Genomic DNA, 14,737 nt, shown 5'->3' with positions numbered 1-14,737 from the left:
AAAAGAACCCTCCCGCCAGCACGTCCTGCAGCTTCCAAAGTCACCCTCCCGTGTGCGGGAGGGTCGAGCGCAGCGAGGGGAGGGTTCCCGCCGGCGTTCGCCGCCCACCCCCCCAAACCTACGGCAAATCACGCTCCCCATGGCGTTCACAATTTGGCACGATGAACTTCCTCGACCTCGCTAGACAACCGAACCTGAATCAGGCAAAATAGGTCCTGAGTCGCGAGACAAGCACCCGTGGCACAACTGGATAGCGCATCGGTCTTCGGAACCGAGGGTTGCAGGTTCGAATCCTGCCGGGTGTACTTTTTTTCTTTTGCGAACTCGGCATGGCCCTCAAGTTCGCTCTTTGTCTGGTGCTGCCCGCTTTCGTTCGCTACGCAAAACCGCCCTGTTTTTGCGAGGTTTTGAGACGTGCTGGTCAACCAGAACTCTCGCCGGCATTCGCCCCGCAGTCGTTGTCCCGGCACGATACCGCGCGATCGCGTCAAAACTATCGCGCTCTCTCGATTGACGTCGCGCACAAGTTACAACGCCGATTGCTTCCGACGCTCCGATCCGGACGAAAAACTTCCGATTGGTTAACAGCCGCGCATAGTCGCTTAGGCGCACTCTTCGCCGAAAACTGTCCGAAAATCGTGGAAGACTGCGGCGAAGCCGCGATCGAATTGGCTGGACAAGATTTGTAGCGTGGCGTCATCGAGTCCGCCATCGAAGACCGCTTTACCTTTGAGCAGCGAGTCTCGAATCACCAGTTCGATCGATTCCCCGGCCAGTTGTCACCTTGACTCGACGATTGACCGTCACGTCGTCGAGTGAAACTTCGCCATCGCTTCCACCGGTACTGGTGCGTTCCACTTTTCCACCACTGACGGTGACACTGTCATCACCGGGGCCCGTGCTGATCAGGTTATGGGCGTGGCGCGCGATTGATGTTCACGGAACCGTCTCCGCCGACCGTGACTTTCAGAACTCGCTCGAACCAGGTTCGAAAATCTTCGGACCTAATGTTTGTACCGATATCCCAGAGCCCGCATTCGTCCATTGTCCAAGTCACCAGCTTGTCGTCTTTCGTGAGGGCGACTTTGTCAAGCGCGCTTTCTTTGAACTCAATTGGATTCGTTAGCGGCTGACCGGTCCGCGCATCCCAAACACGCGCTTTGCCCTCCCATCCTTCATAGGTGCCGGTAGCCACGCGGAAACCCTCCTGATCGTAGGCAATCGACGTTACCGTTCCGTCGTGAGGCATGTGCTGACCGATCGGCTGGCGACTGGTGAGATCCCAAATGCGAAGCGTATGATTTCCTGCGATCAATTGACTTCCGTTTGGGCTGAACGCGACCTGTACTTTTCCGGTTCGGCTACCGGCAACGACTTTTTCGCCGAGAGGGTCCCCCAAAGGTTCGCCGGATCGACTGTCCCAGAGCTGTACCTGTCCATTTGATCCAGATGCGACCATGCGGCCGTCGGGACTTATTGCCACTGCGATGGATGACCCGAGAAATTCAATCGTGGGACCCACAGGTCGCACTTCGTCCATATCCCAAACTTGAATGCGCAAATCTCTCGCGAACAGAAGTCTATCGGGAAGATCCTCGCGACGATAACCGCGTTCTTGATTCCAAGCGATGGTAGCCCAGTTTCGGTTTCCCGCGAAAAAGACGCTTTTGATCTCTCCTTCACAAGTGATCTTTCTGGCTTCCTGAATTATGTCGGAACCCCAGACACGCGCTGTATTCCCGCTTGCGGTGACAAATTGTTGACCATCAGCACTGAAGGCTACGCAAGTAATTTCCCCCGTGTGCACGGATGTTTCGCCAAGAACACGTTCGTACTCCACATCCCAAAGTTTGGCGACGTAGCCCATACCGTCGGTTGCCGGTGACAAATTCTCCTCCGTCGTGATCAGGCGTGTCCGATCGGAATTGATCGCAGCCACTTGTCCATAGACTCCATTGAGGAGCACTCGGGTTGGTGCTTCGACCCGCCAGACGCGAACTTCGTCTTCCTTGCTACCTCCGGCAACGGTTGGATCTTCGGATCCACTGGCGACCCGGTCCGCAGTCGGACTGAAGGCAACAGAGCGGACCCTATGCTCGTGAGGAAGCGGTGCTCCAATCTGCTCCAACGTCAACGCGTTGTGGACGCGAGCCGAGGTACCGAAGATCGTAACGAACCGTTTGCCGTTAGCACTGAACTCAAGCTTTTCAGCAGGACTGGCAACATGACCTCGCAACCGCAGGGTATGGAAATCCCAGGCATCCACACCCAACTCCGAGTAGGTAAAGAAACGTTTACGGCTTGGATCTATGGTGAACTTGTACTTCCGTTTCAGCTTATCTATGCGTCGACCTGTCTTCACGTCCCAACGCACGATCCCGGAGGTTGCCGCCGACAAAAGCTGCGATCCATCGGGACCAAATGCAAGTGAAGTGACTACGCCACCGACGCGAGACTCACCCAGATTGGGGTCGCCAATCTGATACTCAACATCATCATGCTTGAGAGGTTCGCCAACGGGCCGCCCGCGATTATCCGAGATTCTTATTAGGTTGTTGCTTGACCCGGTGGCCACAAAGTGGCCATTCGGGCTGATGTCAACGGAAACAACAACCGCTTCATGCTGAATTGGCTGCCCGATCGGTTCACCGGTCGTCGCACTCCAGATGCGGGCTGTATTGTCATGCGAACCGGTGATGACGAATTTCCCATCAGAGCTGAAAGTGACGGCCTCAATTCGATTGTCATGGGTGAGTGACGCTCCTATCTGCCGCCCGCTCGCGGTGTCCAAAATTCGTGCCCTTCCCAAATAACGACTTTTGGCCTTGTCGGATTTCCGCATTGACAGAGCGGTCACAACGATACGTGATCCATCAGGACTCTTGGCGAAGGGGGAGTCTCGAAACGGTTCTTCGTATTCGATGACAGGTCCTATGGGTAGTCCCGTGCGAGTATCCGACATGCGAATAAAGCGACCACTTGCCGTCATGATGCGACTACCGTCGCGACTAAAGGCGACGGGGCCTACGCCTGATCCATGAGGAATGATCGATTGACACCTTCCACCGTGCGTCAACCGAGCCAAAGCAACGGAACGGATTGAATCAGATAAGGGATCGGAAGTGGGGAGCACGGTGAAAGCTCGGAGAAACTCAATACTCGAAGACCGGTAAAATCCTTGGTCGTACAGATTGGAGCCCCGGGCAAGGTAGAGAAACGCAGTCTGACGCGACAATCCGATGTTTCTGTCTTGGAGCTTCTCTGCGAATCGCTCTTGTTCTTTGACAGAATCTTGAAGCTGGTTTACCAGGCCGGCTTTTTCATCCAACAATTGAGTCTTCTCGCCAAGAAGGTATTCGGCCTCTCCGCGGAGCCGGATTTGCTGAGCCGCGATGATTGGACCTATCGTTGCGATTAACAAAACAACGAGCGATAGGACCATACATAGAACGGCCATCCTGGGCTCGCGACGACACCAACGCCAAATTCTCTCTATCGATGTCACCCTGCGGGCGAGAATGGGCTCATCGGCTAGGTACCGCGTTACGTCGTCGGCCAACAACGCGGCCGTGCCGTATCTTTTGTGCGGTTCTTTTTCCAAGCATTTCAGGCAAATTGTTTCGAGATCCCGCGGCACCCGAGGATTAAGAACGGTCGGGGGCACCGGTTCGTCATGAATGACCTGACGAATCGTCTCGACGCTTGACTCAGCTACAAACGGAGCACGGCCGCTCAAGCATGCGTACAGTATTGCACCCAGCGAGTAGATGTCGCTCGCAACCCCCACCAATTGATGCTTGGCCGCGGCCTGCTCGGGTGACATGTAACTCGGTGTGCCGATAATCTGACCCGAGCGAGTGATGTCTGTCTGCGAAGCGTCATCGAAATCAGCGAGTGGTTTGGCAAGCCCGAAGTCGGTGATGTACGGTTGCTCGTTTGAATCAACTAGGACATTCGCAGGCTTTAGGTCACGGTGAAGGATGCCGCGGGTGTGTGCGAACTGCGTTGCCCTTGCCAACGTTTCGGTCAATTTGGCGGCCTTTTGCGGTGCAAGCGAACCCTCGCGCAATCGCTCCCTCAAACTTTCACTTTCCACATAATCCATTGTGAAGTAGTGCTGGCCCTCATGCACTCCGATCTCGTGGACGCCCACGATGTTTGGGTGTTTGATCGAAGCCGCTGCGCGAGCTTCGCGTTGGAATCGGTCCACTTCAGCCGCACCTGCCAAGCGACCTGACAGGATCATTTTCAATGCGACTGTTCGACGCAACTTCTCTTGCTTCGCCTTGAAAACGACTCCCATCCCGCCTCGGGCAATCTCTTCCAGAATACGATACTCACCGATGTACTTGAGCGATGTACCTGGCCCAACCGTCACAACTCGCGGTTCAAGATTGGTGGGTGTATCCGCCAGCGTGCCCGACATGGTCCGCTTGTTCGCATAATCGCCGAGGATCTCCAGGTCGGCAAAAAACGATTCCAAGTCGTCCTTGAACTCCGGGTGTTGATCGATGAACACCTTCGCGTCGACTCTCTGGCCGTTTTCAACTGCCTGGTAGTACTCGTGGACGATTCGATCAAATGCTTCGACGTGACCGTCGGGTGAATCAGCCATGATGCTCAGACTCCTGCATTGACCTGCGGAGCTTTTTGAGACCTCTCCGTAATAGCCCGGCAACGCCTTCTGGTGACCGCCCCAGATGCTCAGCAATGTCTGCAACTTTCCAGTCGTGAACATGCTTCAGCATCACGGCCTCACATTCATCTTCCAGCAGCAACGACATTGCATCGGCAAGTTGTTCGGCTCGCTCTTGTCGCATGACATGTTCGCTAGGCGAGGTCTGATCTGCGGAAAGTTCTCCAACAATCCGTATTGCCGACTCCTGCATCTGCTGATCGATCGAGCGTTCGATCCGTAGATCTCGCTTCCGAGCCTGGTACTTCTTGGCAAGGTTAATCAAGGTGTGGGTGACAATCGTTTTTAACCACGAACGAAGCTCACCCTCCGATTTCCCTCGGAAATTGCCCTGATCTCGATGCGCCTGTAACAGCGTGATCTGAACGACGTCGGAAACGTCTTCCTTAGCGCGTAATCGTGGATTCAGCTGCATATCAGCCAAGACTCGCAGGTAGTTGCGATATTGCTCGAGATTAACGCTGTCTTCCATCACCATCGGAGAAATCAGGGGGCGCAGTGCAAAATAGGCATGCTTGCGGTGTTCCTAGGCAACGTTCATCGATGAATCGACCACAAGAATTTTTCAAATTCCTAAATTCAGCGCGGTTGAACGTGGAAGTCTTGCTCCCTAGTACATTGCCTCGAATCTTCGCCTACCATATCAGGTTGATCAAGAGTTTGGGGCGGTTTACTCCAGAAGCAAGCTAGCACCCGTGCTAGTGCGAATCTCTTGACGATGCGCTGCGTCATCCTTCCCACAACTATGGTCAGCTTTCTCCTCATCGCTTGCGCTGGGTTCGTCGTGATACCGAGCCTGACGCCAGCGCAGAACGAACCGAAACCAGTGTTCCATGCAAAACTTCACGAACGCCGCGTTGCCTATCGGGACGCTATGGTAAATGCTGTCGCAGTTATTCGGCAAAAATATCGCGAGGGAAGTGACAGTATCGATTGAAGTATCGCCTTGTGCTTGCAAGCTTCTTTTTGGGCATTCTTTTTCCGGCGTGCCGAGTCACTGCTGCGCCCCCGGCCGATGAATCATTGCAACCCTTTGCCGAACTCCATTTCAAAAGCACGCAGTCCCGAATTTAGTATCGCTTCTCGTCGTGGGAGGAAATGATCGATTGTCGTTGTGGAATATGCCAACCGGCAATCTTCGTTACATCGGTCGGATTAGCGGTCCCGTGGACGATGTTCAGTTTTCGAGTGACGGGAGCAAGATTTATTTCGCCAATCCCGTGGGTTGCCATCTCCAGGAAGTGCAAGTCTCCCAGTTGCACGGCCAGCAAGACTTTGAAAGACAGCTCGTTCGGCCTTCTGACGCTACAGTGGGAAGCAATGGTAAGTTTACGATGGATGCGACAGGTCAGTGGATTGCGAGTTGTTCAGCGTCTTGGCACGTGAACCATGGCGAAGTCCCACAATTTCGTGCTCACACACGCCTTACATGCGAGACTCAGTCGTGCCGTAGCGGAAAGATCGTCACCCTTGACGATCGTCGCGCCATCGCCGCGAACCTGCGGCGGTTGGACCAACCTAATTGAGTTGGGCGAATGTCCAACTGCTGTCGGTGCCCAGCACCTATGCGTTTAACGAGAACAGTTATGGATGGACCTATGCGAACCAGATATCAAGGGAAAACCTGGAGGATTTCCGGATCATTCCTTCGCCGTACGGCCGGCTCCCTCCCGATTCATTTCAGGCTGGCCGAGTGAAGTTCCGATCACGTAGACGCGGCAACAGTTGCTCGACAGATTCGGGCATCTGATGGGTCTGGCGAGTCACTTCACGATGGTAAGCGAGCGCCGAATCGAGCCATAAGATCGTGTGTCCGGTCGGGGCCGTGTCGAGAACAACGAAGCCATCGCCCCCCTCCGATACGGTCCTTGCGAACGCGCGGAACACGGCAATCTCTTCGGTGCATGGTGACCGTAGGTCCTCTTGCAAAAGTGACTTTCCATCTGCGTCGAGTTCAGCACCAGCGGTCTGCCTGACATCGGTTGTGTAGTCCGCTGTTTCCTGCGCTGGATCGATGCGACCGACCGTCAAGCTGCAATGAATCAAATACTCGAACGTGGTCCGGTGTTCATGTCTTCGTGAAGGATTTGGATGATCGGGTGCTACTTGGCGGATTCGATTCTGCGAATGCGAATCGACCGAAACGAAACGTGTCGTGCCTTCTCCGGTGACTTCTTGACACCGTGTACCTGCAGTGCGATCACACCCGAGGGATACTTCGCGTAGGCTTCGGAATCAGTGACATCCCCCACCTGTTTGCCATTGATCCAGGTTTGAATTCGCGGACCAACGGCCACTACACGCAGCTTGTTCCATTCCCCGTTGACCATTAGCTCGTTCCGAGTCCAGTCTTCTTTGGGCGTGATCCAGGCACCATTGCCCTGGTTAAAGATGTGTCCGCTGCGTCCAGGAGATTTACCGATATCGACCTGTGGTCCGTGAACGGACGGACGAACTTTTCCGGCGTCGTTGGTACGCGTCAGCTTCGTCCGGAATTGAATCCCCGAGTTTAAGTCGGTGTCATGAAGTTTGACTTCCAGTTCAAGCTCGAAGTCACCGTACTCCTCGACCGTGTGCAGAAACTGAGTCTGGCCAGAACTCGTGCCAATAATGACTTGGTCGGTGAGCGCGAACTGCGTGTTGTCGCGGGACGGTTTCCAGCCATCGAGGCTTTTACCATCGAACAGGGTAACCCAATCATCGGCGAAGGCGGTGCCACAGCACATCAAGACCGCGATCGCAGCGAGCGCGATCGTTGACCGACACCGTCGCGTTTTCGCACGATTCAAACGACGAAAGAAGTGAGAAAGCATTTACGTTCCTGTGGCTAAACAGTGGGAAGCGAGAATTCGGGACGTCGTTCCTTGGTCAGCAATGCATTGGCGGCGTCATCGCCGATGATTTGCTCTTTGGTGGCGTCCCAGTTGATCGTGCGGCCTGTGGTGCGACAGATGTTGATCAAGTGCGCGACACTGGTAATCAAATGGCCGACTTCCACCGGCGCATTGGGCTGTTCGCGGGTTTCAATGCAATCCAGCCAGTTGCCGACATGCGATTCGGTTTGTGATCCGGTGAAAGGCTGAAGCAAATCCTTCGGATTACAGGCGAAGCGTCCTCGATTGATTTCTACCTTGCCTCGTTCGCCAATAAAGATGCCGCCGAACGCCGGTCCGTCCGTGCTTTCCAGTCGAATGACGGTGCCGTCCGGGTAATACAACCTCACACCGCGGTCCCTGTCATTCTCCGCTTCTGTGGTGGGTTCGATCCGAGTGGGGGCGACGTTCTCCCAACCCATCGCCAAATGAACCATGTCCAGCGCGTGCGACCCACGATCACAGATGGGGCCTCCTGTGAAGGTATCGAAATTTCGCCACCGACGATGAAGCTGTTCGTGATAATCGAGCAACGTTGCCTGGTCACAAAATCGATTCCAGTCCATGCCTTCGGGAACGGGTTGTCGGGCGAGGCCTGTCACAGGCCGAGAGCCTGAGTACTTCTTCACGAGGATCGTGGCGACTTTCCCAAGTCCACCGTCACGAATGAACTCGCACGCATATTGATTGATCGGCGTGCTGCGTTGCTGCGTGCCGACCTGCAAAATGCGTTCGTGCTTTCGCACCGCTTTGACCAGGGCGCGGCCTTCCGGAATGCTGAAACTGAGCGGCTTTTCCGCGTAGACATCCAGGCCCTTGGCACAGGCGATGATTGCCGCTCGCACGCGCACATGATCCGGCGTCGCGATCATGACCGCATCGAGATCTTCCTGCTCGAACATTTGTTCGTAGTTCTGATAGCGTCGCCAGGAATCACCGGCCTTCGGATCCTTCTCGTTATCAGCCGCAAGGGCGTCGATCTGCGGAAGGTAACAATCGCTTACGGCAACCAATTCGGCTCGATGGGATTCGCGAGACAACGCGCGCGTCAGCCACTTGGCCCGCCCGCCAGCGCCGATCAATCCAACGCGTAACTTGTCGCTAGCGGAAGTTGACGGTGCGGCATAAGTCGTTGACGGTAAGACGCCAGACGCGGCCAACGCGGTGGTCGCGCCGATTGATTTCAACGCCGTTCGACGTGAAGCGTGATTTTGAGGTGATAAGTTCATGATTGGTCAGCTTGTGCTCACGATGTGAAAGGGTTGGACTATTTTTTCTCTTTCTTCTTTTCTCGAGTTTCCCTGCGCTCCTTGGTCAGGGCAGAGGGAAGGGGTTGAGCGGCCTCCTCGAAACTGGGGACCAGGGCGCGGAGCTTTTTGACGGTGGTGGCGTATTCCGGGTTGTCGATCTGGTTAGTCCACTCATGAGGGTCCTTGGTGGTGTCGTAGAATTCCTCTTCGTTCGCCCCGTAACGGGTGTAGCGTCCGAGTTCGTTGCGGATGCTGATGTAGGCCAGATCTGTTTTGCTTTTATCGCACAAACCGGTGATGGCGGTGCTCTTCCACGGGGCCTTTGGGGCCTTGAGCAGCGGAACTAACGAGCGTCCATCGATGTGCGCAGGCGGCGTGAGGCCGCAGAGTTCCGCAAGAGTCGGATAGATGTCCATCAGGGAAACGAACCGTTCAGACACGCCGCCGGTTTGGCTGACTCCCGGCGCGCGAAACATCAATAAAGTGTGCGTGCCTTCCTCCCAGAGCGTCGTCTTTTGCCAGTGATGTTTTTCTCCAAGGTGAAATCCGTGATCAGTGAGGAAGACCACAATCGTGTTGTCCTTGTACGGACTGTTTTCGAGGGCGTCGAGGACACGCCCGAATTGAGTGTCGACGTAGGTAGTTGTGGCCAGGTAAGCCTGCACCGCCTCTTTGTGCTGGCCAGACTCGATGACCTTGTCGGCGAAGCTCCCGATCCCGTCACTCACCGCTTTGGCCAAAGGAGGAAGGTCGTCCAGGTCATCCTCCTTAAGCTCGGGAAGGACAATCTGGTCCAGAGGGTACATGTCAAAATACTTCTTCGGCACATACCAGGGCATGTGAGGATTGAACGTGCCGTATGCCAGGAAGAATGGCTTGTCGTGTTGTTTCTCCAAAACTGCGATGGCCTTGTCGGCTCCGCCGGTGTCATTCATTTGCTCTTCAGTGAGATGGATTATTCCCCAATCCTGTTCTCCCCCGCTGAGTCCGGCCAGAGGCGCACCGGGAGGAGCCGGATCGCGTTTGTGGCCAACTTTGTCATCCCAGTGTTCTTTCTGGTCCCAGCCGTGAGTGATTTTGCCGTACCCAAAAGTGCCGTAGCCGTTCTTCTTGAACAGTCCTGCCAGTGATAGCACTTCGTCCCGGTTCACTACCTCACTCTTGTTGATGGTCTGCGCGTTGTTGTAGATCCCGGACTTCCAGGGCGCGATGCCAGAAAAGAATGCGGTGCGAGAAGGCGAACAAACCGGCGCTGCGGTATACGCTCGCGTGAAGTTGACGCCACTGTCAGCCAGCTTGCGAAGGTTCGGCGCGACGACTTTACCCGCGTAGCGATCCGCATCGTCCAGCAGCCAACTGTTCAAATCATCGGCAACCAGAAACAGCACATTCATCGGCTGATCAGCCGCGTCGGCCCTGGTGACACCAAACGATGAGACAATCAGCAGGAATACCAAGCAGATCTTGTTCATATTTGTCATCTCTAATTTCTAATTCTCTGGCGAGAGGGACTCGTAACCTCGTCCACTACGACGGGTAAGCGAGAGGCCGATGAGAACCGACCACTTCGCTGGGTAAGTATTTACTTGCCGCTCTCCGTTGACAGGCTTCCAATGGGGCGAGAATGTGCATCGAGGTCTTTCATAAAATCGCTCATCCTATTGGTCAGCTCGGCGACCTGATCTGGGTACTCGGCGGCAACGTTGGTTGATTCACTCGGATCGATTTTCAGATTGAACATAGCACCAGCAGGTGCCGGGACTCGGTCTGTTTTGCCGACCCGATCTGACTTTCCGCCGCCGGGATTCTGGCCTTTGACAAGCAGCTTCCAATCCCCGTGGCGAATGCTCGCACTCGGCACGATGAAGGAGTCATGAATCGGCGTGTCAACTTGCTCACCTCGCATGTAAGGAAGGATGTTGCGACCGTCGATCACTCGGTCCGCTGGCGGGGCCACACCTGCGATGGAACAAAACGTCGGAAGCAGGTCGATGATCGCGGTGATTTCATCATTGGTCGAATTCGGGGGAATCGCGCTTGGCCACCGCATGATGCAGGGAACTCGAATACCGCCTTCAAAGTTAGTCCATTTGCCGTCTCGCAGCACTCCAGCACTCCCGTAACCTTCCACGTTGAGCTGCGGTCCGTTATCGGACGCAAAGACGACGAGCGTGTTCTCGGCGAGGTCGAGTTCTTCGAGTGTTTTCATCAACTCACCGACTTGCCAATCAATCTCCTGCACCACATCTCCGTAGGTACCTTGTTTGGAGCTTCCCTTGAAACGGGGATGGGGAAGCCACTTCACATGCGGCAGTGGCGAAGCGTAGTAAAGGAAGAAGGGCTGTTCTTTGTGCTGTTTGATGAACTCAATGCCAGCGGCGAGTAGCTTTGGCGAGTGGATGCCATCCGTCTTGTGTTTAATTTTCTCGACGATTTCCTTATTGCGATAGATTGCGGTTGTTTTCTTGTCATCGCACTCCATGAAACCGAAGAAGCTGTCGAAGCCATGGTTCACCGGGTTGAAATCATCCCATTCGCCGAGATGCCATTTACCGACGATCCCGGTCGCGTAGCCCGCCGTTTTCAGAAGTTCCGCAATCGTGATCTCATCGGCGTGAAGTCCGATTCTTTCTCTCCGGTAAACCACATTGTCAACGCCAACTCGCTGGGCATGACAGCCAGTCATCAAAGCGGCACGCGTCGGTGAACAGCGGTTGTGAACATAGAAGCTGGTGAACTTCATGCCTTCGACGCACAACCGGTCGATGTTCGGCGTGGCGATGTCTTCCGATCCATAGCAACCCAGATCACCGTATCCCTGATCGTCCGTCAGGAAGACAACAATGTTCGGCCGATCAGAACTAGCTGCGGAGGCAACCGAAGCAAGCAGTAGAAAAGCTGTGAATGATTGGACGAACTTCATTGTTGATCTTTGTGAGGATTGGCAACGGATGAACCCTGGCTGCGGAGGACGTTATTTCTCGGTCTTCGCGTATTCATCCCAGTGCTTCTCGATCATTTGCACGTCGACTGCTTTGGAAGTCACCAGGTAGCGGTATCGTGAAGCGTATTCCTTGCCGGGCGTGATTTTGAACGCACCTTCCACCATGGGCGCAAAGCAGAAGTAGGGTTTGTTAGGATGAATCCGCACGTGTTGGGGCGCGCGGAAGTTTATCGGACTGCAAAAGACGGCAGCCGATACGTCCCGGCCATCGATTTGACCGAAGAAAGCGACCCAGTTGGGGCGAGTGTGATTGCCTTCCCAGCGGTCTTTGCCTTCACTGGTCAGGAGACGCAGGTCTCCCTCATTGATGCTGTGGTCCCCCTTTTCCTTCAGCCACTGAACGTTGCCGCGGATCGCCATGCCGCCGTAGTGGTATTCGGCCAGGCTCAGAGGCTTGTCGGATGCGCACTGCTGAACGCTGACGACATCAAAAAGGAAGTGGTCGGCAGGCGTTTGATGAACGGTGACGGTCCAGACCTCGTGGAGTGCGTCAATCCACCTGTCACCATCTTTCACCATGAACGCGTGTTTGACGCTGAAGGAGACACTTTGCTCCTCTCGACCCAGGTTCAGCACTTCGCGGAATTCAACTTTTCCGAGATCCTTTGCCTGATTCCAAAAGTCGACACTCTTGCCGTCAAACTTGCTTTTCACCCACGCAAAAAAGAGCGCATGTTGATGAGCATGATCCGCGGGATAGTCTCCGGTGAGCTCCTGACCCGTCGGAGTGTAAACGGGATGAATGTAGCCGCTGCGACTGAAGTATTGCGGCAGTCCATCGGGAACGGGTTGCGATTTCTTGATGTACTGCAGGACCGGTTTTCCACGCAGGGTGATGCGAATCGTGTCATCTGTTTCCGTCAGATTCAGCTCAGCGCCAAGTGTCGACTGGTTGGTGACAATGAACGAATAGAACAAGACCATCAGAGCTATTTTGAATCGTTTCATTGACCTTCCGAATCTGTGATAGGGATGCGACATAATGTTTCTCAATTGTGTGTGTCCGCATTCATCTATTGCTAATCAATCGACACTGGTTCCGCAACGCCGGCAGGTCTCAAATTAGAGCGAAGCTCACGGCCGAACTCATCCAACAGCTTCTTCAAACGGGCGACGATTTTTGGGTGTTTCGCCAACAGGTTGTTTTGTTCGCCGATGTCGTTAGTCAGGTTGTAGAGCGCAGCCGTTGGTCCCCGATTTTGAGCTGCGGCTTTCCCACGTTCCTTGATGAGTGCTTTACGCTCTCTGCGAGGAAGTTTCTGTTCCTCAGCAGTCAACTCAACTTTAATTCTCGAGGCTTCCTTCTTCGAAGAGTCATCGACGAGGTACTTCCAGTCGCCGACACGGATTCCCTGAACGCCTCGGCCTCGCAGGTAGTAGACGGCTTCGTGGGGTGACTTGGCGTCCGGTTCTCCGGCGAGCAGCGGCCAGATGTCTTTTCCATCGATCACTCGGTCGCTTGGAACGTCGCCGCCCGCGAGTCTGGTCAGCGTCGGCAGCAGATCCATGCCTGTGATGGTTTCGTCGGATTCCGTGCCGGCCGGAATTGACTCTGGCCAGCGAGCAACGAACGGAACTCGGACACCGCCTTCCAGGGTCGAGCCTTTGCCACCTTTCAACCGGCCAGCGCTGCCACCTTTTCCTGTGTTTGGGCCGTTATCCGACGTAAAGATGACAAGGGTGTTTGCATCAAGTCCCAGTTCTTTCAGAGACCGCAGGATCTCGCCGGTACTCCAGTCGAGTTCCTGAATCGTGTCACCGTAGATGCCTCGTTGGCTGCTGCCGACGAACTTATCGGACGCATGCAGCGGGATGTGCGGCATGTTGTGCGCCAGATACACAAAGAACGGTCTGTCTTTGTTTCGGGTGATGAAGCGGATGGTCTCGCGTGTGTACCGCTGAGTGAACTGCGTCTGGTCCGCGGGAACTTCGGTGACGACGTTGTCGCGAATCAGCGGACAGGCTGCGGTCTCTCGTTTGAGGATTCCGTCGCGGGTGTAGCCTTCGCGAAACACGCAGTCGGCCGCGTACTTCTTAATCGTCGGGTAAAAGAATTGGTTGTTGGATGCCGGCGTTCCGTACCAGGTATCAAACCCGTGGTTCAGAGGCTGGAACATGTCTTCGTTGCCGAGATGCCACTTGCCAATGATGGCTGTCGCATAACCCTGACCTTTCAACAGCTCCGGCAACGTGATCTCGTCAGGATTCAACCCATGATTGTTCCGAGGAAACATGACACCGCCGATACCCACGCGAGTCGGATGACAGCCGGTCATCAGCGCCGCGCGTGTCGGCGAACAAACGGCCGAAACATAGAAGCTGCTAAACTTCGCTCCCTCGTTCGCCATACGGTCAATATTCGGCGTGGAAATATCTTCCGCGTCATAGCACGACAGATCGCCATAGCCGAGGTCGTCAGCGAGAATCACGATGACATTGGGTTTCTGCGATTCGGATTGAGCATGCGAATGCGCGGCCGCCAGGCAAAGGATTAAAATCGATGAAAGGGTCCGGTACATTTGTTTTAGGGTTCTGTCGGGTCAGAGGCCGATAAAAACTTGGAATGGACGAGGCCTCGGCGATGATCGTCGTGACGTACAGCGCGCTGGCGTCAATGTGGTCTGGTTTGAGATCGCGGGCGGACTTCGGGTTCGAAATGAATGCCGATCATCTCCTGACATCGTTAACGAAAAACTTTGTGAAATGTGCTCGGCGGAGTACCACCGCGACATCCGAGGCAAAGCTGTGGTTACAAGAGGCGGGCTGCTTGTCGTGTCCCTAGAGAGCTCAACGGCCAGGCTGCGGTCTGTGCCACCGACGTCGAATTCCCTTTTTCTGGAAAGTGCGTTCTGAGGTTGCGAGCCGGTCACCTCAGGGGTGAGCTTCTGCTGATCGGGGTCAGTTTGCCTGCATC

General features: G+C 54.9%; 10 protein-coding genes and 1 tRNA gene. 1 reads left to right on the top strand and 10 read right to left on the bottom strand.

Annotated elements, in window-relative coordinates; translation table 11 throughout:
• The first annotated feature begins 231 nt into the window (after positions 1-231).
• Positions 232-305 (top strand) — tRNA-Arg (locus tag NZK35_RS23365).
• 297 nt (positions 306-602) lie between these two features.
• Here NZK35_RS23365 and NZK35_RS23360 read toward each other — a convergent pair.
• From NZK35_RS23360 to NZK35_RS23315, 10 genes are all read right to left on the bottom strand, one after another.
• Positions 603-752 (bottom strand): hypothetical protein, encoded by a 150-nt coding sequence (locus tag NZK35_RS23360; protein ID WP_259634939.1) that lies wholly within the window; start codon positions 750-752, stop codon positions 603-605.
• Between the two features lie 158 nt (positions 753-910).
• Positions 911-4,615, bottom strand: coding sequence for a WD40 repeat domain-containing serine/threonine protein kinase (locus NZK35_RS23355; protein WP_259634938.1), 3,705 nt, complete (start codon positions 4,613-4,615; stop codon positions 911-913).
• Entirely contained in the window at positions 4,608-5,174 is a 567-nt protein-coding gene (locus NZK35_RS23350; RefSeq protein ID WP_259634937.1) for a sigma-70 family RNA polymerase sigma factor, read from the bottom strand. The genes NZK35_RS23355 and NZK35_RS23350 overlap by 8 nt, the downstream gene beginning before the upstream one ends.
• A gap of 1,202 nt (positions 5,175-6,376) precedes the next feature.
• Positions 6,377-6,727, bottom strand: coding sequence for an ArsA-related P-loop ATPase (locus NZK35_RS23345; RefSeq protein WP_323379656.1), 351 nt, complete (start codon positions 6,725-6,727; stop codon positions 6,377-6,379).
• A 71-nt stretch (positions 6,728-6,798) separates the two neighbouring features.
• The gene (locus tag NZK35_RS23340; RefSeq protein ID WP_259634936.1) at positions 6,799-7,509 is read right to left on the bottom strand and encodes a 3-keto-disaccharide hydrolase; all 711 of its coding nucleotides are present in this window, start codon (positions 7,507-7,509) and stop codon (positions 6,799-6,801) included.
• Positions 7,510-7,523: 14 nt separating this feature from the next.
• A complete protein-coding gene (locus NZK35_RS23335) occupies positions 7,524-8,798 on the bottom strand; it encodes a Gfo/Idh/MocA family protein (protein ID WP_259634935.1) in 1,275 nt (424 codons plus the stop codon).
• Between the two features lie 38 nt (positions 8,799-8,836).
• Complete coding sequence (locus tag NZK35_RS23330; RefSeq protein WP_259634934.1) at positions 8,837-10,300, bottom strand: sulfatase; 1,464 nt, start codon at positions 10,298-10,300, stop codon at positions 8,837-8,839.
• Between the two features lie 101 nt (positions 10,301-10,401).
• Positions 10,402-11,742 (bottom strand): sulfatase-like hydrolase/transferase, encoded by a 1,341-nt coding sequence (locus tag NZK35_RS23325; protein WP_259634933.1) that lies wholly within the window; start codon positions 11,740-11,742, stop codon positions 10,402-10,404.
• A 51-nt stretch (positions 11,743-11,793) separates the two neighbouring features.
• Positions 11,794-12,771, bottom strand: a complete 978-nt coding sequence (locus tag NZK35_RS23320) for a DUF6807 domain-containing protein (RefSeq protein ID WP_259634932.1) — start codon at positions 12,769-12,771, stop codon at positions 11,794-11,796.
• Between the two features lie 71 nt (positions 12,772-12,842).
• Complete coding sequence (locus NZK35_RS23315) at positions 12,843-14,342, bottom strand: sulfatase family protein (protein WP_261364841.1); 1,500 nt, start codon at positions 14,340-14,342, stop codon at positions 12,843-12,845.
• Positions 14,343-14,737 lie beyond the last annotated feature (395 nt).

The organism is Stieleria sedimenti (genome assembly GCF_025060895.1).
In the GTDB taxonomy this organism is placed as follows: Bacteria; Planctomycetota; Planctomycetia; order Pirellulales; family Pirellulaceae; genus Stieleria; species Stieleria sedimenti.
The sequence above is the reverse complement of the archived record's forward strand: the minus strand, read 5'-3'. Positions and strand labels throughout refer to the sequence as shown.

Coding starts and splice junctions, on each gene's coding strand:
- NZK35_RS23355 (WP_259634938.1), bottom strand. CDS start 4,615: ATGGCTGATTCACCCGACGGTCACGTCGAAGCATTTGATCGAATCGTC.
- NZK35_RS23350 (WP_259634937.1), bottom strand. CDS start 5,174: ATGGTGATGGAAGACAGCGTTAATCTCGAGCAATATCGCAACTACCTG.
- NZK35_RS23340 (WP_259634936.1), bottom strand. CDS start 7,509: ATGCTTTCTCACTTCTTTCGTCGTTTGAATCGTGCGAAAACGCGACGG.
- NZK35_RS23335 (WP_259634935.1), bottom strand. CDS start 8,798: ATGAACTTATCACCTCAAAATCACGCTTCACGTCGAACGGCGTTGAAA.
- NZK35_RS23330 (WP_259634934.1), bottom strand. CDS start 10,300: ATGACAAATATGAACAAGATCTGCTTGGTATTCCTGCTGATTGTCTCA.
- NZK35_RS23325 (WP_259634933.1), bottom strand. CDS start 11,742: ATGAAGTTCGTCCAATCATTCACAGCTTTTCTACTGCTTGCTTCGGTT.
- NZK35_RS23320 (WP_259634932.1), bottom strand. CDS start 12,771: ATGAAACGATTCAAAATAGCTCTGATGGTCTTGTTCTATTCGTTCATT.
- NZK35_RS23315 (WP_261364841.1), bottom strand. CDS start 14,342: ATGTACCGGACCCTTTCATCGATTTTAATCCTTTGCCTGGCGGCCGCG.